At 59.4% G+C, this 19,873-nt stretch carries 13 protein-coding genes; 8 read left to right on the top strand and 5 right to left on the bottom strand.

Annotation, left to right across the window (positions count from 1 at the left end; genetic code table 11):
- Positions 1–246: 246 nt before the first annotated feature.
- Complete coding sequence (locus tag ACW9IR_RS04845; RefSeq protein ID WP_457461924.1) at positions 247–6,657, bottom strand: amino acid adenylation domain-containing protein; 6,411 nt, start codon at positions 6,655–6,657, stop codon at positions 247–249.
- Between the two features lie 477 nt (positions 6,658–7,134).
- Between ACW9IR_RS04845 and ACW9IR_RS04840 the strand changes: the two genes are divergently transcribed.
- The 4 genes from ACW9IR_RS04840 (at position 7,135) to ACW9IR_RS04825 (ending at position 10,599) form a co-directional block, all read left to right on the top strand.
- A complete protein-coding gene (locus ACW9IR_RS04840; RefSeq protein ID WP_102899165.1) occupies positions 7,135–7,929 on the top strand; it encodes a helix-turn-helix transcriptional regulator in 795 nt (264 codons plus the stop codon).
- A 33-nt stretch (positions 7,930–7,962) separates the two neighbouring features.
- Positions 7,963–9,357, top strand: coding sequence for an efflux transporter outer membrane subunit (locus ACW9IR_RS04835; RefSeq protein WP_457461921.1), 1,395 nt, complete (start codon positions 7,963–7,965; stop codon positions 9,355–9,357).
- Between the two features lie 157 nt (positions 9,358–9,514).
- Positions 9,515–10,120, top strand: a complete 606-nt coding sequence (locus tag ACW9IR_RS04830; RefSeq protein ID WP_008079652.1) for an SCO family protein — start codon at positions 9,515–9,517, stop codon at positions 10,118–10,120.
- Entirely contained in the window at positions 10,120–10,599 is a 480-nt protein-coding gene (locus ACW9IR_RS04825; RefSeq protein ID WP_102899167.1) for a copper chaperone PCu(A)C, read from the top strand. Before ACW9IR_RS04830 ends, ACW9IR_RS04825 begins: the two co-directional genes overlap by 1 nt.
- A 79-nt stretch (positions 10,600–10,678) precedes the next feature.
- On the opposite strand, the gene ACW9IR_RS04820 is transcribed toward ACW9IR_RS04825, so the two are convergent.
- Complete coding sequence (locus ACW9IR_RS04820; protein ID WP_102899168.1) at positions 10,679–11,176, bottom strand: hypothetical protein; 498 nt, start codon at positions 11,174–11,176, stop codon at positions 10,679–10,681.
- Between the two features lie 234 nt (positions 11,177–11,410).
- On the opposite strand from ACW9IR_RS04820, the gene ACW9IR_RS04815 reads away from it, so the two are divergent.
- Both ACW9IR_RS04815 and ACW9IR_RS04810 read left to right on the top strand, forming a co-directional pair.
- Positions 11,411–11,785, top strand: a complete 375-nt coding sequence (locus ACW9IR_RS04815) for a hypothetical protein (RefSeq protein ID WP_102899169.1) — start codon at positions 11,411–11,413, stop codon at positions 11,783–11,785.
- Positions 11,782–11,988, top strand: a complete 207-nt coding sequence (locus tag ACW9IR_RS04810) for a helix-turn-helix transcriptional regulator (RefSeq protein WP_095118435.1) — start codon at positions 11,782–11,784, stop codon at positions 11,986–11,988. The genes ACW9IR_RS04815 and ACW9IR_RS04810 overlap by 4 nt, the downstream gene beginning before the upstream one ends.
- A gap of 26 nt (positions 11,989–12,014) precedes the next feature.
- Here ACW9IR_RS04810 and ACW9IR_RS04805 read toward each other — a convergent pair whose 3' ends face one another.
- Positions 12,015–12,719 (bottom strand): hypothetical protein, encoded by a 705-nt coding sequence (locus ACW9IR_RS04805; protein WP_102899170.1) that lies wholly within the window; start codon positions 12,717–12,719, stop codon positions 12,015–12,017.
- A 116-nt stretch (positions 12,720–12,835) separates the two neighbouring features.
- Positions 12,836–13,852, bottom strand: a complete 1,017-nt coding sequence (locus ACW9IR_RS04800) for an ABC transporter substrate-binding protein (RefSeq protein WP_150794988.1) — start codon at positions 13,850–13,852, stop codon at positions 12,836–12,838.
- A 434-nt stretch (positions 13,853–14,286) separates the two neighbouring features.
- Here ACW9IR_RS04800 and ACW9IR_RS04795 point away from each other — a divergent pair, with 434 nt between their 5' ends.
- The gene (locus ACW9IR_RS04795; RefSeq protein WP_110719898.1) at positions 14,287–16,497 is read left to right on the top strand and encodes an LTA synthase family protein; all 2,211 of its coding nucleotides are present in this window, start codon (positions 14,287–14,289) and stop codon (positions 16,495–16,497) included.
- A 121-nt stretch (positions 16,498–16,618) separates the two neighbouring features.
- On the opposite strand, the gene ACW9IR_RS04790 is transcribed toward ACW9IR_RS04795, so the two are convergent.
- Entirely contained in the window at positions 16,619–17,029 is a 411-nt protein-coding gene (locus ACW9IR_RS04790; RefSeq protein ID WP_102899173.1) for a hypothetical protein, read from the bottom strand.
- Between the two features lie 274 nt (positions 17,030–17,303).
- Between ACW9IR_RS04790 and katG the strand changes: the two genes are divergently transcribed.
- Entirely contained in the window at positions 17,304–19,574 is a 2,271-nt protein-coding gene (gene katG / locus ACW9IR_RS04785; protein WP_102899174.1) for a catalase/peroxidase HPI, read from the top strand.
- Positions 19,575–19,873: the final 299 nt, after the last annotated feature.

Below are 19,873 nucleotides of genomic sequence, written 5' to 3'. Positions count from 1 at the left end.
GAGGTAACCTGCTGTAAATACGGAAAAAAGGAGCGCGCAGCAGCGAGTCCGTGCACGCGGCGCGCAGCCTGGAAAAACTAAAACATCGGGGCGTGGGTGTCTGACATGGGAAGCGGGGACAAGCCGCCCTGCTCGCTGTTCGTCTCTGTAGGAGCTGCCGAAGGCTGCGATCTTTTGATTTTGCTTTTAAAAACAAGATCAACAGATCGCAGCCTTCGGCAGCTCCTACAGGGTTTGTGGTCGCCGTCAGAGACGGCGTTTTCGATTGAGGCTCGGGATGGTGGTCTGGGCGATTTCGACCTGCTTGGCCTGCCGCGAGGTCTGTGCCGCCAGCGCCGCCAGCGTCGGCTGACTGAACAGCGTCCGCGCGTCGACATGCAGCCCGGCCAGACGCATGCGCGCGACCAGACTGACCGCCAACAGCGAATGCCCGCCCAGTTCGAAGAAGTTGTCGTGGCGCCCGACCTGCTCGACCTTGAGCACCTGCGCCCAGATCTGCGCCAAGGCTGCTTCCACGTCGCCTTCGGGCGCCTCGTAAGGACGGCTGAGCAACGCCTCCGCCCCCGGTTCCGGCAACGCCTTGCGATCGATTTTGTCGTTGGGCGTCAAGGGCAGCGCCGCCAGCATCACGTAAGCGCCAGGCACCATGAATTCCGGCAACTGCGCCAACACATGTGCTCGCAATGCTTCCAGCGTCGGTGCAGCCTGCTCGGCACGCACGCTGTAATAAGCCACCAGCCGCTCATCGCGCACCAGCACCACCGCTTCGCGAATGGCCGGATGTTCGAGCAGCCGCGCTTCAATCTCGCCCAGCTCAAGGCGCACCCCGCGCAGCTTGACCTGAAAGTCGTTGCGACCGAGGAATTCAAGGTTGCCATTGGTGCCGTAGCGCACCAGATCACCGGTGCGATACAAACGATCACCGGCCACGAACGGACTGTCGATAAAGCGTTCGGCCTGCAATTGCGGCAGGCCCAGATAGCCGCGCGACACGCCCACTCCGCCAATGTGCAAATGCCCACTGACGCCAAGCGGCACAGGCTGATCAAAGGCATCAAGGACATACAGCCGCGTATTGCTCAGGGCCTTGCCGATAGGCACCAGCGTCTGCGGCACAGGCTCATAGGGTTGCAGCGTCCAACCGCTGCTGTCGACCGTGGTTTCGGTCGGCCCGTAGACGTTGTGCAGGCGCACCCACGGCAGGCGCTCGCGCACTTGCCGGGCCAGCGCAACGGTCAATTCGCCGCCACCGTTAAGCACGTCGGTGAGGCTGGTGCACTGGCTGACATCGTCCTGCTCGATGAACTGCTGTAACAACGCCGGCACGAACTTGACCACCGTGATGTTCTGCTCGCGGATCACTTGCGTGACATACGCCGAATCGCGATTGCCGTCGGCCCGCGCCAGCACCAGGCGCATGCCCGAGCACAGTGGCCAGAAGATCTCCCACACCGAACTGTCGAAACTGTACGGGGCCTTTTGCAGCAACGCCCCGTGTTCGCTGGGCGGTGACAACTGCGAGCCCCAGTGCACCATGTTGCAGGCGCTGCGGTGCTCGATCATCACGCCCTTCGGCGTGCCGGTGGAGCCAGAGGTGTAGATCATGTAGGCCAGATTCGTCGCGCCGAGACCCGGCACCTGCGGGTTGTCGTGCGGCTGGTCCTGCCAGACGCCGAGGTCGAGATCGATCAGCGGCACGCCGGGTTCGCCGAGCAGATCGCGCGTCGCGGCATGCACCAGCAGCGCGACCGGTGCGCTGTCCTGCAACATGTAGTTCAGGCGTTGCAGCGGATAATCGGGATCGAGCGGCACATAGGCACCGCCCGCCTTGAGAATGCCCAGCAGTCCGATCACCAGTTCCGGCCCGCGCTCGACGCAGATTGCGACTCGCGAATCCGGCTGCACGCCGAGCCCACGCAGATGATGAGCCAAGCGGTTGGCCTGCTCATTCAACTCGCGATAGCTCAGGCGTTGCTCGGCGAACTGCACGGCGATGGCATTCGGTTTGCGCTGCACCTGTTGTTCGAACAGCGTCTGCAGCGGCTGGTCCATCGGGCAATCGACCGCCGTATCGTTGAACTCGATCAGCAGCCGTTGCAGTTCTTCTTCCGGCAACAATGGCAAGCGATTCAATGGCTGCTGCGGCGTGTTTTCCAACGCCTCGACCAAGCCTCTCAGCGCTGACTGCACATAAGCGCAAATCCGTTGCGCACCGATGCTCGACAGGGTTCGGGTAGTCAGACGCAAGCCTGTGCCGAGGTCATCGACACTCAGGGTAAACGGGTAATTGGTGCGCTCCTCGTTGGCCAGGGTCTCGATGCCCTGCCAGCTCTGCCGGGAGGTTTTTTGCTCGACATCATCGCTGTGCCGATAGTTGAGCAAAGCGCTGAACAGCGGCGCCGGCGCGACAACGCCGCTGCAACGCTGAGCCAGCGCCAAAGAGGCGTGTTCATGGGCGAGCAACGCAGTCAGGCGGGCATGCGTGGATTTCACCGCTGCGCGCGCACCCTCGCCGACATCGACCCGCAGCGGCAAGGTATTGATGAACACCCCCAGCGCCCGGTCGGCACCCGCGCCGCCCTGCATGCGCCCCATCAGCACCGTGCCGAACACCACGCTTGGCTGCCCGGATGTCGCCGCCAACACTTGCGCCCAAGCGAGGTGAATCAGGCTGGCGACACTCACGCCGGCCAGACGCGCCTGCTGCTGCAAGCGCTGATAGAGGTCGCTCGTCAGCGTTTGCTCGGCCTCCTCGATGTTGCTGCCATCGCCCTGTACGTTCTGCAAAGCGAACGGCAAGGTCGGCTCGTCGATGTCAGCGAGCATCTGGCGGAAGAACGCTTCATGCTCCTGCTCGCTGACGCCGAATCGCGTCTGCGCCACATAGTTGCGGTACGGCACCGGTACCGCCAGCGGTTCAGCGCTCCCGGACAGGCAGGCGTGGATTTCTTCGCGCATCGCCTCCAACGCGATGTGATCCATCGCCAGGTGATGGAACAGCAAGATGCCGACCACCCGGTTATGCACGGGGTCACGGGCATACATCAGGCGCAGCAGCGGTGCCTGACTGATGTCGAGGCGATAACGCCGCGCGTCGAAGCGTTCGTGCAACTGATCGATGATTGCGCCACCAGCAGGGTCAAGTTCGACTTCCTGCACCGGCAAAATGGTCTCGCGCCATACCACTTGCACCGGCGACGTCAGCCCTTCCCAGACCACCGCCGTACGCAGGATGTCGTGCCGTGCAATGACCTGACACAACGCAGCGGCGAAGGCCTCGACCCGCTCGAGACTGTCGAACGCCAGCAGTGATTGCAGCAGATACGGATCGCCCTGCGCAGCAGTGATGTGGTGATAGAGAATGCCTTCCTGCAATGGTGCCAACGGGTAGATGTCCTGCACATTGGCGGCACCACCCGGCACTGTTGCGACGATACGCTCGATCATCGCCTGATCCAGTTGCACCAGTGGCAGCAGGTCTGGCGTGATGCGCGTGCAATCGGCGGCAATGCGGTTGACCGGCACCTCGACTTCGCGGCCACTGCCCTCCGCTGCTGCCAGCGCCGCCAGTGTCGGCTGGCTGAACAGCACGCGAACATCGCTGCTCATGCCAATCTGGCGCATGCGTTCGATCAAGCCCACAGCCAACAACGAGTGGCCGCCCAGCTCGAAGAAATGGTCGTGACGCCCTACCCGTTCAACCTGCAAGACCTCGGCCCAGATCTGCGCCAGGGCGATTTCGACGTCACCTTGTGGCGCCTCGTATTGACGACGGATCAACGCGTCCGGCCCCGGTGCCGGCAACGCCTGGCGATCGAGCTTGCCGTTGGCGGTCAGCGGCAAACTCGCCAGGCGCATGTAAGCGGCCGGCAGCATCGTGGCCGGCAAACGCGATGTCAGATGCGCATGCAGTTGCAGGATGTCCAGCGCTTCACGCTCGGTGAACCATGCCAACAGTTGACCGTCACGCACCAGCACCACGGTTTCCTGCACCGCAGCATGGCTGGCGAGTGCCGCTTCGATTTCGCCCAGTTCGACACGCACGCCACGGACCTTCACCTGATCGTCGTTACGACCGATGTACTCAAGGTTACCGTCGGCGCGCCAGCGTGCGAGGTCGCCGGTGCGGTACATGCGCGCATCCGGCTGTGCACTGAACGGATCGTTGAGGAAGCGTTCGGCCGTCAGATCCGGACGATTCAGGTAACCCCGGGCAACCCCGGCACCGCCGACATACAGCTCACCGATGATGCCGATCGGCACCGGGCGCTGCTGATCATCGAGCAAATACGCGGTGGCATTGCTCACGGGTTTGCCGATGTGCAACGCCTGCCCCGGCGTGATCAACCCCGAGGTGGCGACCACCGTGGCCTCGGTCGGCCCGTAATTGTTGACCACCGCAAAACCCTGCGCACGGTTGAACTGGCGCAGACGATCACCGCCGATCAGCAAGGTGCGCAAGGTCGGGTGATCGAGTTGTTTGCTGAAGGCATATTCGGCAATCGGCGTTGGCAGAAAGCTCACGTCCAGCGGCTGCGCACGCCACCAGGCGAGCAGCGCGTCGATGTCTTCGCTGCCTTCGCTCGCGGGTGACAAATGCAACGTCGCCCCGGCGCACAACGCCGGCCAGACCTCCCAGGCCATCGCGTCAAAACCGAAGCCGGCCAGACTCGAGGTGTGCTGCCCGGTAGCGAGTCCGAATGCCGCGCAGTGCCAGTCGACCAGATTGCCCAGCGTGCGGTGTTCGACCATCACGCCTTTGGGCAACCCGGTCGAGCCGGAGGTGTAAATCACATAAGCGAGGTTGCTCGTGGTCAACCCCGGCACGTCGGGATCGGTCACGTTGTCGAGCGACCATTCTCGGCGATCAAGCTCGATCACTGGCAGCGCTGTGGCGGGCAAGCGATCACGTAAATCACTTTGCGTCAGCAGCGCCACCGGAGCACTGTCGCTGAGCAGATAACTCAGGCGCTCGGGCGGATGTGCCGGGTCAATCGGCACATAGGCGGCGCCAGCCTTGAGAACCGCCAGTAGCCCGACCAATGTCTCCAGGCTCCTGCGCGCGACGATCGCCACCCGGTCATCCGGCCGTACACCGAGGCCCAGCAGATGATGGGCCAACGCATTGGCTTGCTGGTTCAGCTCGGCATAGCTCAGGGTTCGTCCCTGATACGTCGCGACCACGGCGTCCGGTTGTTCGGCCACTCGGGATACGAATCGCTGATGAATCAGTGGGCCTTGCGGATAACTGACGCGGGTGTCGTTCCACTCATCGAGCAGGGCCAGCTCTGCCGGGCTGTTGAGGTTGAAATCGGCGATTGCGAGCTCCGGACATTCCAGACCCTGCTCCAGTATCAGCAACAAGCGCTCGGTCAACGACGCGATCTCGTCAGCCGAGAAATAGGCCGGCGAGTACACCAGATGCAGCCAGGCCTTGTCGTTGTAACGGTTGCTGCGCAGGTGAAGGGCCAGCGGTGTCGCCTCGTGCTGGTTGGAGACCTTGACCGAGTGTCCCGACGCCTCACCGTAGCGATAATCATGGTCGTCCTGTTCGTAGGACACCGACAGCTCGAACAGTTGCGAGCGGTCTTCACGCAATAGGCCGAGCGCGCGGTTCATCTCGCTCAGCGGGTAGCGTTGATGACGAAAATCCTGCTTCAGGCTATCGCCGATTGCCTTGATCAATTCGCCAAATGACAAAGCCCGGCCAAACCCCATGTGCATTGCACTGACCTGGGTGAACAAGCCCAAGGTGCTTTTGAAGCGGGCACCGGAACGATTGAGAATCGGCAAGCCGACCACCCACTCGTCACGCTGGGCGGTACGACTGAAATACACATGCAGCGCCGCCAGCAAGACATGAAAGGCCGAGCCACCAAATCGTCGCGCGCAGTCTTTCATACGCTCGTGCAGCACGGCAGGAAAAGCCTCGACGTGGATGCAGCTTGGCGCCGATTCAGCATCGAGGGGTTCGTGATGACGGGGCGTCAACAAGGGCTCGGGCAAGCTGCGGTACTTGTCCAGCCAGTAGCGTTGATCGCGCTCATAGCGAGGTGACTGATGGTAGCGCGCGTCATCTTCGATAAAGCCGACATAGGACGGTGCCGCCCTGCGCGGATGCTCGCCACGGCACAACGCGCTGTAGATCTCGCCCACCGACTTGAACAGCAGCGCAAACGCCCAGCCATCGATGATCAAGTGATGGGCCTGGGCCGCCAACCAGTGGCGATGCCGATCGAGGCGAATCAGGCTGAAACGGAACAACGCTTGCCCGCTCAACACAAAGGCCTGCCTCATATGCGCTTCGACCAGCGCCCGGGCTGCCGACTGCGGATCGGGTTGCCCGCTGACATCATGCACCGGCATGACCACCCGCAGCGCCTGCGCAAACCCTTGCAACGGCAGCCCATCGTGACCAACGTCCGCCAGCAGCACAATGCGCAAGGCGTCGTTCGCTGCCACCAGAGATTCAAGCGCCGATTGCAGCAATGCCGGATCCAGCGGCCCGTTCAGTTCGACGTAACCGCCAATGTTATACAGCGGCGAATCACCGCGGCTGAGTTGGTCCAGCCAGATATCCCGTTGGGCGGCAGTCAGCGCGAATGTCTCGACAGGCACGGACAGATCGCCCGCCACGTTGGCAGAAGTAGGCTGCATAAGATCCTTCTCATGAAATTTTGCCGGTATTCAAGCATCGGCCCCGCCACCGACATGACACCTGAAACCCGGACAACCAACACCCTGATACGCGCCATGGGCGTGCTTATCGCAGGCAAGGTCTAATAATTCGGAGAGGAAATACTGAAAAGCTTGTAGGAAAAAAGCCACATACCAGCGCCGCCATTTGCCCGAGCGCCACCGATCAGAAATCAGCATCTGCCGGTTTTCCGGGGCCTGAGCGTGACTGAACAGTCACGCTCGCCGTTACGCCGGTGTTCAACACCGTCAGAACCCCGGCGCCAACAATCAGAAATAGTGGCACTTTGTGTCCCTGTTTTCCCCTACAGACGTAGGACAAATCCATAGGCTTAAATCCCGCTCCAGATCGTGTTCAAGGAGAAATGACGGCGTGGGTGGCTTTTGCATAGACGGCAGACGATTCAGTGAAGGTTCTGAACCAGGGATGACAAGGATATGAATCTGACCGGCAGTATTCGCAATATGGAAAACCCGCATTTCTACTGGCAACTGGGTGAGCTGATTGCCAGCACCGGCGATGATCACTTCGCCACGAACATGTTCCAGTTGGTCGACACGCTGGTGCCGGTCAATCGGGTCGATCTCAGTGAGTGGACGCTCGATGAACGTCAGGCCAGCGTGGTTGAAATCAAGCCGTTGGGCAGTGCCGGCTTACCGCAGACTTTCCCCCCGCCCGATCCACTGGAGAGACTGGACGATCATCCGTTGCTGCAGAAAATAATCGAAATGAATGACTCGTTGCTGATTCAGTTAAAAGCCTCACTGCTACCGCGTCATCCGCAGCACAGCGTGCATCAGTGCAACCTGGTGTCGCGCACTTCAAACCGCCGCTGCGTCATCTCGTTTTACCGTCCGCACACCCAGCGAGTTTTTTCTCTGCCGGAGCTGTCGTTTCTCAAGCACCTGTCCGACACCCTGCTGCCGCTGATAGAACGACATGCGCAAATCAGCCGACAATCCCTCGCCAAACAGCCACGCCAACCTTTGGCCGAGCTGGATCAGGCTCCGCTGGCGCAAGTATTCGATGAGCGCCTGGCGATCAGCGACATCGCCTTGTCGGTGCGTGAGAAAGAAGTCTGCCTGGGCCTGTTGACCGGCGGCACCGTGCCGCAAATGGCGGAGAAACTGCGGGTGAAAAACAGTTCGATCGAGACGTACCTGAAACGCGCCACGGCCAAACTCGGCGTCAGTGGCCGCCATGGTCTGGCGAAATGGATGGCCGGGGCCTGAGCACAACGCTCTCTATATGCATGAGGCAGTTCGATGTTGACGTTGCGACTTTCCCTGCTGTCCATCGCGGTGCTGATGGGCGGTTGTTCATTGATTCCCGAGTATCAGCGCCCCGCGTCCCCCACTGCCGCGCAGTATCCAACAGCGACGCAGGTAGCCACGGGCAGCGAGGACTGGCGCACGCTGTTCACCGATCCGGCGCTGCAACAGTTGATCGAAAGTGCGCTGGTCAACAACCGCGACCTGCGCGTGGCGGCCCTCAACGTCGAAGCCTTCCAGGCGCAGTACCGCATTCAGCGCGCCGACCTGTTCCCGGCGGTGTCGGCCAACGCCAACGAGTTACGCCAGCGCATGCCGCCGAGCGTGACCCAAGGCAAGGCGCTGATCAATTCGACGTACTCGGTCAATCTCGGCATCAGCGCCTATGAGCTGGATTTCTTCGGTCGCGTACGCAGCCTCAGTGAGCAGGCGTTGCAGACCTGGCTCTCGACTGAAGAGGCGCGGCGCAGTGCCGAACTGAGTCTGGTCGCCAACGTCGCCAACGCCTACCTGACCTGGCGTGCCGATCAAGAGCTGCTGGTTCTCACTCGCGAGACCCTCGCCGCCGATGAACAGAGCCTGCACCTGACCACCCGCAACCGCGAGGCCGGCAAGTCGTCGGCGCTGGAGCAGGCGCAGGCCAAAACCAGCGTCGACAGCTCACGGGCCAATCTGGCGCGCTATCAGCGTCAGGTCGCTCAGGACCTCAACAGCCTGACCTTGCTGGTCGGCGCACCGGTGCCCGAAGCCCTGCCCGCCCGACCACTGGCCAGCGATCTGGTGCAACAACTGCCGGCCGGGCTGCCATCGGATCTGCTGCAAAGGCGTCCGGACATTCTTCAAGCGGAGTACAAACTGAAAGCGGCCAACGCCAATATCGGCGCAGCGCGCGCGGCTTTTTTCCCCAGCGTCAGCCTGACGGCGAATGCCGGCACCTCCAGTCGAGACCTTTCCGGTTTGTTCGGCGCCGGTTCCGGGGCCTGGACCTTTCAGCCGCAGATCAGCCTGCCGATCTTCAATGCCGGCAGCCTGCGCGCCAGTCTGGATTATTCGAAGTTGCAGAAAGAAGTGGCAGTGGCCGAATACGAAAAATCGATCCAAACCGCGTTTCAGGAAGTCGCCGACGGCCTCGCCGCACGCAGCACTTATCAGCAGCAATTGCAGGCGCAGCGCGATCTGGTCGCGGCCACGCAGACTTATTACAACCTGGCGCAGAACCGCTATCAGAATGGCGTCGACAGCAGCCTGACGTTCCTTGATGCGCAGCGTTCGCTGTTCAGTTCGCAGCAGGGTCTGATCACCGATCGCCTCGCGCAACTGGTCGCCGAGGTCAATCTGTACACCGCGCTGGGCGGGGGCTGGAGCGTTGAGGATTCGCGGGTGCAGTGAGTCCGTCGTCACTTTTTCTTACACCTTTTGTCGCTCGATCCTGTGCCGTGCGGCGATCCATGGCCGGCCTCTGCCCTCAGTTTGGTATCATGCGCCGCTTTTACGGTTAACCCCCCGCCAGTCCTGCCGACTGACGGGCTGCAAAAGGCGGTATTAGATGACGGCTTTGTTGACTCGCCGCAAGGTGCTTGCGGGAATGGGCGTGCTCGGGCTCGGCCTGCTCGCCGGCTGCGACACCCGCGGCCAACTGTCGTACAAGTACGGCAAGGATCTGAGTAACAAGATCATGGGGCGCACCTTCAAACTGAAGAACACCGATGGCGAAACCATGACGCTGTCGAGCTTCCGCGGCATGATGCCGATGGTCTTCTTCGGCTTTACCCAGTGCCCGGCAGTCTGCCCGACCACCCTCGCCCGCGCGGCGAAAATCAAGAAACTGATGGGCGCCGATGGCGACCGCTTGCAGGTGATCTTCATCAGCCTCGATCCCGAGCGCGATACGCCAGAAATCCTCGACGCCTACATGAAAGCCTTCGACCCGACGTTCGTTGCGCTCTACGGCACGCTTGAGGAAACCGCAGCCACGGCCAAGGAATTCGACGTGTTCTACGAGAAAGTCCCGGCCGGCGACACGTACACCATCTCGCACACCGCGACCAGTTACGTTTACGACTCCAACGGCGGCTTGCGCCTGGGTCTGTCCACCTCGCTTTCGGCAGAACAATGCACGGAAGATTTGCTTACTGTTATGGAGGTTTGCTGATGCAACCTGTTCTGAACCACATCAAACGTGCCGTACTCGCTCTGTCCCTGCTTGGCCTGGCCTCGCAGGTCTCGGCGCAGACCAAAGTCGACGATGCCTGGGTGCGCGCGACCGTGCCGACCCAGTCCGCCAGCGGCGCGTTCATGACCCTCACCGCCGACAGCGACAGCAAGTTGCTCAGCGTCGCGACGCCAGCGGCCAAAGATGTACAGATCCACGAAATGACCATGAAGAATGACGTCATGAGCATGGGCCCGGTGAAGTTTGTCGAGCTGCCGGCCGGCAAAGCCGTCAAGCTTGATCCGAACGGCTACCACGTAATGCTGATGGGCCTGACCGCTCAGCTGAAGGAAGGCGACAGCGTGCCGCTGACCCTGACCGTGGAAAACGCCAAGGGCGAGAAAGAGACCATCGAGGTTAAAGCGCCGGTTCGCGCGCTGACCAACATGGAAGGTCACGATCACAGCAAGATGCATTGATCTGACTGAGCGGCAATAAAAAAGGGGCGGCCTGATCGATGATCAGGCCGCCCCTTTTTTGTTTTTGATGTGTGCCGAATTAACGATTGCGGGCCAATGCCCTGCGCACGCTTTCCCGTGACATCCGCGAGCCGGAACGGGGCACGGCTTCAACAACGGTTGCCTTGGCCAACTGTTCCTTGCGCTTTTCCACCTCACGCCACTGGTAACCGAGATATCCACCTGCCGCCACAATCCCCAGCCAACCGAACACCGAACTCACGAAGAACCACAGTGCCAGTGTGATCCACACGGTTTTCGAGGTGAACAACTTCAAACCGTCATCGACAGGCAGCGGTTCCTCCGGTTCAACCGCTGCTTGCGTCACCGGTACTCTATGCACCCCATCCAGATCAATGCGCCAAGCAAAATCCGCCCCGGCCACCGGAATGTCTAGCTGATTGCCTTCAGCACGATGCACGCGAATTTCGCCATCGACGAGCGACGTGGAGCTGAAACTGATCTGGGTTTCATAGTGAATCTCGCCGCTGACCTGGGTCACGACCGTTCGTTTTTGGTCAATGGGGGTGTCGCGCATGTCGATTCCTTGAGCGTTCCACGTCGGACGACGTGCGAAGGGATAATCCGTTGGGCTCGAATGCTACTGAGTGGTTATTACGCTGTCCAGAAAGCGTGCCCCTTAGCTGCAGACCTACGCGAAAATCCTCCGGCATGAGTCTGTTCGCGGCTACCAGCCATGATGGAAAGCGTGCTTTACATCGGATAAGTCTTCGGCGACCATGTAAAGGGTCTTTTACATAGGAAGTAAAGAATGAACCGGTACTACCTCGAATTGGGCGCTGCATTAATCATCTACATGCTGGTCCTGACAGCTTCATTGATTGCCTCGCAATACCTGATGGACGCCCCCATCGTGCTGCGCTCGGCCGTCGCACTGACGCCGATCATTCCGGCGGGACTGATGTGCTGGGCCATCGTGCGCAATATGCGGCGCATGGACGAAATGCATCTGCGCATCCAGTTCGAAGCCTTGGGGTTTGCCTTCGCCGCCTCGGCACTGTTGACCTTCAGCTACGGTTTTCTGGAAAACGTCGGCGCTCCGCACATTCCGTGGACGTGTGTGTGGCCGGTGATGGGGCTGATGTGGATTGTCGGCCTGCAAATTGCGCGACGCCGCTACCAATGAAAAACCGCCTCAAGGAATTGCGCGCCGAGCGCAAATGGTCGCAGGTCGACCTGGCGGAACGCCTGAGCGTGTCGCGCCAGACCATCAACGCGATTGAAAACGAACGCTACGACCCGAGTCTGCCATTGGCTTTTCAGATTGCCCGGGCGTTCGAGATGCCGATTGAAAGCATTTTTGATGATGGCGAACCTGCGCGCGACTGACCGTCGCACGCGGCTCGACGACGTGCTCAGCCGTTGCGTGACAACGCCTTGCGCACATTGATGCTGGTCACGGCTGCGGGCTGGGTCGGTGCCTGCACCTCGGGCTGATCGGGCGCTTGTGCCTGGGCAGGTTGCGGTGCGTGATATTGGCTTTCGACCCGCTGATTCAATTGGGCAAGAAAGCTATCCAGTGCCGTGATCAGCAGTTTCTTGCGCTTGGAACCTTTGACGCACTGATAAATGTAGTAGCCCGCCCCCACCAGAAAACCCAGTACGCCTGAAACGAAACCGATGCCGACCCACAAGACAAAAGCAATCAGCAAAGGCTTCCAGCGAAACGGTGACAGTTCGAGTTCGGTGTTCAGCGCCTTGCCATCGCGAATCTGATATGTCTTGGCTGAGGTCTGGTTTTGCAGGTGAGTGTGCAAAACGGTCTTGCCATCGTTGCTGACGGCGCTGATCAGCGAAATGTCCTGCCCGCTGCGCAGAGGAATATCGAGACCGCGCAAATGGATATCGTGTTCGATGCCGTCGGCCGTTTTGATCCAGAACTCATGATTGACGACCAACACAGTGTTGATCTGAAGTGCGACAGATTGGCCAAGGCTGTTGACTTGTCCGTTACCACCGGTGGAGGTGATGTGGGTTTCGCTCATTTTTTCGCTGCCCACCACTTCACCGGTCAACACAGTGAAGTCAACGGTCAGATCGCCATGGGTGAACTTGTGCATTGGGGGTCCTTGATGCGTCGGCCGACGTTCGGGATAGAAATCCATAAGCCGCGAATGCTACTAAGTGGCCATCTCCCTGTCCAGAACGCCACGCCCCCTCGTCATCAATCGCCCACTTAGCTCCCCGCACCACCATGCGCCTCTTCAAAAAAGTAATCCTTCCAGCTGTCAGCCTTGTTCTTCAGTACGCCCAGCTCCTGCAACTTCTCGGCGTAGATAAAGGTGCGCTGCGGCACCACGGTGAAATCGATTTCCGGGTCCTTGACGATTTGCTCAACCAGGGCCAGCGGCAACTTCGACTGTTCGACACGAATGTACGCCTGAGCCGCCGCCGGCTTATCAGCCTTGATAATCTTCTCGGCCTCGGCCAACGCGTCGTAGAACGCCTTGTAGGTTTTCGGGTTTTCGTCGTGGAATTTTTCCGTGGTGTACAGCACGTTGAATGTCGCCTGACCGCCGAGCACATCATAAGAACTCAGCACTTTGTGCACGTTGGGATTCTGCAACGCCTGGTACTGGAACGGCGGGCTGGAGAAGTGCGAGTTGATTTCCGAGCCGCCGGCGATCAGCGCGGCCGTCGCATCGGGGTGCGGCAGGCTGACCGAGATGTCGTCGAATTTCTTGTATTGGGCGTCGCCGAATTCCTTCGCGGTTTCGATCTGCAAGGTGCGCGACTGGAAGCCTACGCCGGCGGCAGGCACGGCAATCCGGTCTTTGTCGGTGAAGTCCTTGAGGGTCTTGATGTTCGGATTGTTGGTCAGCAAATAGTTGGGCATCGAGCCCAGTGCGGCGATGGCTTTGACGTTCTGTTTGCCCTTGGTGCGATCCCACACGGTGAGCATGGGTGGTACACCGGCGGAAACCACGTCGAGCGATCCGGTGAGCAGCGCTTCGTTCATCGCCGTGGCACCGGAGATGCTGTTCCAGTCGACCTTGATGTCGAGGCCCTGCGCCTTACCGTGTTTTTCGATGAGGTTCTGGTCGCGCACGACATCGAGAATCAGGTAACCGATGCCGAATTGCTGGGCAATGCTGATCTTGCCCTCGGCCTGAGCGCCGGTGCTGAACAGCACACTGGCTGCCAGAGAAGCGGCCAACAGAGTCAGTGCGGAACGTTTGAACGGTGTGGCCATGACAACCTCGCAGCATGGGGTGGTTTGCTGAAAGGCCTGACTTTATAGATATAAAAAACAGAAATTAAATATCTTTATCGCATATCGATAGCACGGGTTGTTGAGCGGAATGAGGATGAGAGCTTTTGATTCCGGGTTCCGATAACAAGATCAAAAGATCAAAAGATCAAAAGATCGCAGCGTGCCGCAGCTCCTACATCGGAATTCGGTGGCGGCTCGAAAGGTTAAACAGCCTGAAACAATAAATCTACCAGCCTCAATATCGCCGATTGCCGTGTGACCCGAGGCCCGGTGAGGGCTGCAGACGCGACATCACCTTCGAGAGCTCGCGTACCAGCGCATCAGTTGAGCGTTTAAAAGGGCGATCAGACAGCCCACCCTTGGTATCATCGCGCACACTTTTATGACGATTTAATGGCTGGAAGGTCTTTTTTGTGAGCGCTCTTTTTAACCGGTTGCGGCAGCCACATGCCCGCCTCTTTTCGTTGATCTTTCTCGTGCTGATTGTGCCGGTGTGCCTGCGTGCGGCACTGGGCTGGTCGGCACCGCTGGGTTATTTGTCGGACCTGGCCATTGGCAGTCTGTTGGTGGTATTGCTGCATCGTCGGGCGTGGTGGCTGGCCTTGCCGGTGTTGCTGTTCTGGGGTTTGCTGGCGGTGGCGACCGCTGAACTGGTCAGCGCTGTCGGTCGTCTGCCGACACCTTCCGACATTCATTACCTGATCGATCCGCAGTTCGTGGAAAATTCCACGGGTGGCGGGCTGGCGCACCCTGCGCTGGGTATCACCTTGTTGCTGGCCCTGCTGTTCTGGTTGCTGACCCGGTTTGCCAACCGCGATCTACCCCGCCCGCCCCTGCCACGCGCCGCCTGGAGCGCACCGCTGGTGTTGTTCGCCGCGCACTGGGGTGCGCAGAACCTGTGGCCGAGCGAAGCCGATCCGTGGCGCCAGTACAACCTGCCGCACCAGTTGCTGGCCACTGAAGTTGCTGATCTGCAGATTCGGGGCGAGGAATGGCTGGACGGTGATGTCGAAGAACCCGCGCCGGCCATGGCCGGGCTCACCGATGTCGACCTCAATGGGCAGAAACTGCTGGCCGCACCGGGGCAAGCGCGCAATGTGCTGGTCATCGCCCTGGAAGGCATTCCCGGCGCCTATATCCGCGCCAACCGCGAGGCCATCGGCAGCCATTATCAGGAAGACCTGATGCCCAACCTCAGCCGCTGGGCCGAGCGCGGCATGAACACTCCGGATTACGTGCTGCACACGCACCAGACCATTCGCGGTCTGTACGCGATGCTTTGCGGCGATTACGACAAACTCAACAACGGCACGCCCAAAGGCGTGGAGATGCTCACCCTCAACGAGCGCAATCAGGCCTGCCTGCCGGCACAACTGCGTGAACACGGCTTCAGCACGCACTATCTGCAAGGTGCCGGGCTGCGCTTCATGGCCAAAGACAAGATCATGCCGCACATCGGTTTCGATGCGACTCATGGTCTGGAATGGTTCAGCAACAGCAACTATCTGGAGTTCCCGTGGGGCAAGGATGACAAGGCGTTTTTCGAAGGCGCGCTGGATTATGTCGGCCAACTGAAAAAGCAGAAGCAGCCGTGGATGCTGACATTGCTGACCGTCGGCACGCATCAGCCCTACTCCGCGCCCGAGCAATACCTGGAGCGCTATGAAACGCCCAAGCAAGCCGCCGTCGGCTACCTTGACGATGCGCTGGAGCAGTTCCTCAGCGGCCTCGAACGCCAAGGCGTTCTGAAAGACACGCTGGTAGTGATCACCTCGGATGAATCCCACGGCATCGACGGCGTGCGCCTGGCCTCGTCGTGGGGTTTCAATCTGACCCTGGCGCCGGAGCATGAACAACTGCCGCGCCTGAATGCCGGGGTTTACGGCCACGTCGATCTGAGCGCCTCGATCCTCGACTATTTCGACTTGCCGGTACCCACCGCACTGAGCGGCCGCTCACTGTTTCGCGACTACGATACCGGTCGCGAAATCATGTCGTTCACCAACGGCAAGCTGCGCTATCACAACGGTCAAGGCATCTTCTCCGAATGCGACATGCCGCGCCGCTGCCGCTACTACGAAAGCGCCGGTTTCATCGCCGAAAGCGCCAAATACAAAGGAAACTACAGCGGCCACCCGGCCCGGCAGATCGCTGCTCGCGCCAACGCCCTCGACCTGTCGCTGCTGCGCACGCCGCTCAATCACCGCTACCAGTTCGGCAGCACCAACGTCATCCCGCTGCAAGCGCAGATCAACGATGACTGGGCCGACAACCTGATCGGCGCGCAGTACCTGGAAATGCCCAAAGGCTCGCACACCCGCGTGCGCCTGACCGTACGTTCAGTCGATCCGCAGCAGGCGGCGTACATTCAGCTCAAGGCCAAGGAGTTTGAACAGGACGTGCAGATCGGTTTGCCACAGGAGATGGTGGCAACCGCCGACCAGCCACTGGAAATGAACTTCAGCTTCGACAACCCGCAAGAGCGCAAAGCGTTTTCTTTCCATTTGCTGGGTTATGGGCTGGGCGCGGTTGAAGTGACGGATTTCAGTGTGATTACGGAATTGCCGGGGCAGGAGGACACTTTGGATGAGTCTCCGCAGGTTGATGAAGAGCAAGCCAGTTGAGCAAATGTTTTCCTGAAAAAATCCATTTAAAAGTATGGGGGGCCAAATGACGGCACCCCACACACACCCAAACTAGGCAATCGTAATATAGAATCCGCCGACCATTGTTACACCTTTCTGATTAATTCCAGATATTAAAGTCGCCGTGGACTTTACTGTCATCTTCGAGGACAAAATCAAGAGAACCGGCTATGCCATTCCGGCTTTCATCCTTGAACGTAAAAGTTACGGACCCCGACTTTAACTTGAGACGTTCTTCTTCGAATCGCACCTCCCAGACAAGAAAAAGACTCTCGTTTTTTTCATACAGGGGTACTTTATGGGGACCAAGCCCCTTCAAATCAGTTGGAAGAGAGAAGGTGATCCATCTCTCATTTTTCTGACTTCCAATGACGGCATAATCCTCTCCCCAATTGGCGAAAAATAGAAAATCGCTTTTAAGAAATAGCTTTCCATCACGAGAAGCTGTGAACTTACCCTCTGTAGCTGTCTGTTCTTCAGAAAGTTTTTTAATATCTTCATAAGTTTTCATATTTTTATCCTTGCTTCCATTAGGTGGTTTTATCGGTTTCTCCGTTGCAATATAGGAAAACTTTGATTTTTTTCGCACTGTCAGAAATGACAGTTTTTTAGTTTTTATTGGAATAAGTGGCACAGCCGTTATTAAATTTAATTTTATGATGCGAGAGATTCTGCCTATCACCCTCCAATAGTCGGCCTATTAGCTGACTTCCCAAGTCGGGTCTAGCCTTACTAGTCCGAAGTCGGCACGAGCCGGCCGTAGCAGACCTGATAAGGACCCGAACATGGCAAACGAATCGAAATGCCCGTTCAACCACGCCGCCGGTGGTGGTACGACGAACCGTGACTGGTGGCCGAATCAACTCAACCTGAAAATCCTGAGTCAGCACTCGCCCAAGTCCGATCCGTTGGGCAAGGACTTCGACTACGCCAAAGCTTTCAAAAGCCTGGACTTCCAGGCACTGAAACAAGACCTCAACGCGCTGATGACCGACTCCCAGGACTGGTGGCCGGCCGACTTTGGCCATTACGGCCCCCTCTTCATCCGCATGGCCTGGCACAGCGCCGGCACCTATCGCACCGCTGATGGCCGTGGTGGCGCCGGCTCCGGTCAGCAACGTTTTGCGCCGCTCAACAGCTGGCCGGACAACGTCAGTCTCGACAAGGCCCGCCGCTTGCTATGGCCGATCAAGCAGAAATACGGACGCAATATTTCCTGGGCTGACCTGATCGTTCTCACCGGGAACGTCGCGCTGGAATCCATGGGCTTCAAGACCTTCGGTTTCTCCGGTGGCCGTCCCGATGTGTGGGAACCGGACGAAGACGTCTACTGGGGCTCCGAGCACGAATGGCTGGGTGGCGACAGCCGCTATGGCAAAGACAAGTCCGCCATGCAGGAGCCCGGTGACGGCACGCTGGTGGCCGAGCCGGATTTGCACGGCAAAGAAGAAAGCCGCACCGATCAGGGCGAACGCAATCTGGAAAACCCCCTCGCTGCGGTGCAAATGGGCCTGATTTACGTGAACCCGGAAGGCCCTGAGGGCAATCCCGATCCAGTGGCCTCGGCCCACGACATCCGCGAAACCTTTGGCCGCATGGCCATGAACGATGAAGAAACCGTCGCCTTGATCGCCGGCGGTCACGCCTTCGGTAAAACTCACGGCGCCGGCCCTGCCGATAACGTCGGGCCGGAACCGGAAGCGGCCGGCCTCGAAGAACAGGGCCTCGGCTGGCGCAACGCGTTCGGCACCGGCAAGGGTGGCGACACCATCACCAGCGGCCTGGAAGTGACCTGGACCACCACACCGACAAAGTGGAGTAACAACTACCTGGAAAACCTGTTCGGCTTCGAGTGGGAATTGAGCAAAAGCCCGGCAGGTGCGCATCAGTGGATTCCGAAAAACGGCGCCGGTGCCGGCACTGTTCCCCACGCCCATGATCCGAACAAGAAACTCTCGCCAACCATGCTCACTTCTGACCTGGCGCTGCGTTTCGACCCTGCCTACGAGCAGATCTCCCGGCGCTTCCTCGCCAACCCGGATCAATTGGCCGATGCTTTCGCTCGCGCCTGGTACAAGCTCATCCACCGTGACATGGGCCCTCTGTCGCGCTACCTCGGCCCGGAACTGCCGAACGAAGAACTGCTGTGGCAGGATCCGATTCCGGATGTCACTCACCCACTGATCGACGACAGCGATGCCGCAGCGCTGAAAAGCAAAGTACTCGCCTCAGGCCTGTCGGTGTCGCAACTGGTCTCCACCGCCTGGGCGGCACTCTCGACGTTCCGCGGTTCAGACAAGCGTGGCGGCGCCAACGGCGGCCGTCTGCGTCTGGCGCCGCAGAAGTTCTGGCAAGCCAACCAGCCTGAGCAACTGGCCAAAGTGCTGCAAACCCTTGAGGGCATTCAGGGCGAGTTCAATGGCGGCGCCGCCGGCAAGAAAGTCTCGCTGGCAGACCTGATCGTGTTGGCGGGGAATGCCGGGATTGAGCAAGCAGCGAAAAACGCCGGGCACTCCGTCTCCGTGCCGTTCAATCCGGGGCGTACGGACGCCAGCCAAGAGCAAACCGACGTCGACTCGTTTGGCTTCCTTGAACCGATTGCCGATGGTTTCCGCAACTACAGCAAGGGCAAATACACCGTGTCGGCAGAGGCGCTGCTGATCGACAAGGCACAATTGCTCACCCTCACCGCGCCGGAGATGACTGTGCTGCTGGGTGGCTTGCGGGTGTTGAACACCAACGTCGGGCAAACCCGGCATGGTGTGTTCACCTCGCAGACCGAGGCGCTGACCAATGACTTCTTCACCAACCTGCTGGACATGGGGGTGGAGTGGAAGCCAACGTCACGGGATGCGGATGAGTTCGAAGGACGCGACCGTAAAACCGGCAGCGTGAAGTGGACGGCGACGCGGGTTGATCTGGTGTTTGGTTCCAATGCGCAATTAAGGGCGTTGGCTGAGGTGTATGCCAGTTCGGATGCCAAGGAGCAGTTTGTTAAGGACTTTGTCGCGGCTTGGACGAAGGTGACGAATCTGGATCGGTTTGATTTGAAGTAATTTTCGGTAGATAAAAACGCCGCATTTTTTAATGCGGCGTTTTTTGTGTGTACGGCTTGGGTTTTGTGGTGATGCGTGAATCCTACCCCCTCACCCCAGCCCTCTCCCCCAGGGGGGCGAGGGGGAAAGGGAGCCGATCTTCGTGTTGTTCAAAACCTGAATTCGACTCGAACTTTCAGGTCGGTGTATAGCGCAAAGACACCTGAATCAGTCCCCTTTCCCATTGGGAGAGGGCTAGGGTGAGGGGGCTTTTCAGACCCTGAGTTCGACTCCGGACTTTCAGGTCGGCGTATAGCGCA

The sequence above is a fragment of the Pseudomonas sp. SDT291_1_S447 genome, from assembly GCF_054070155.1.
This window is presented reverse-complemented; position numbering and strand designations above follow the sequence as displayed.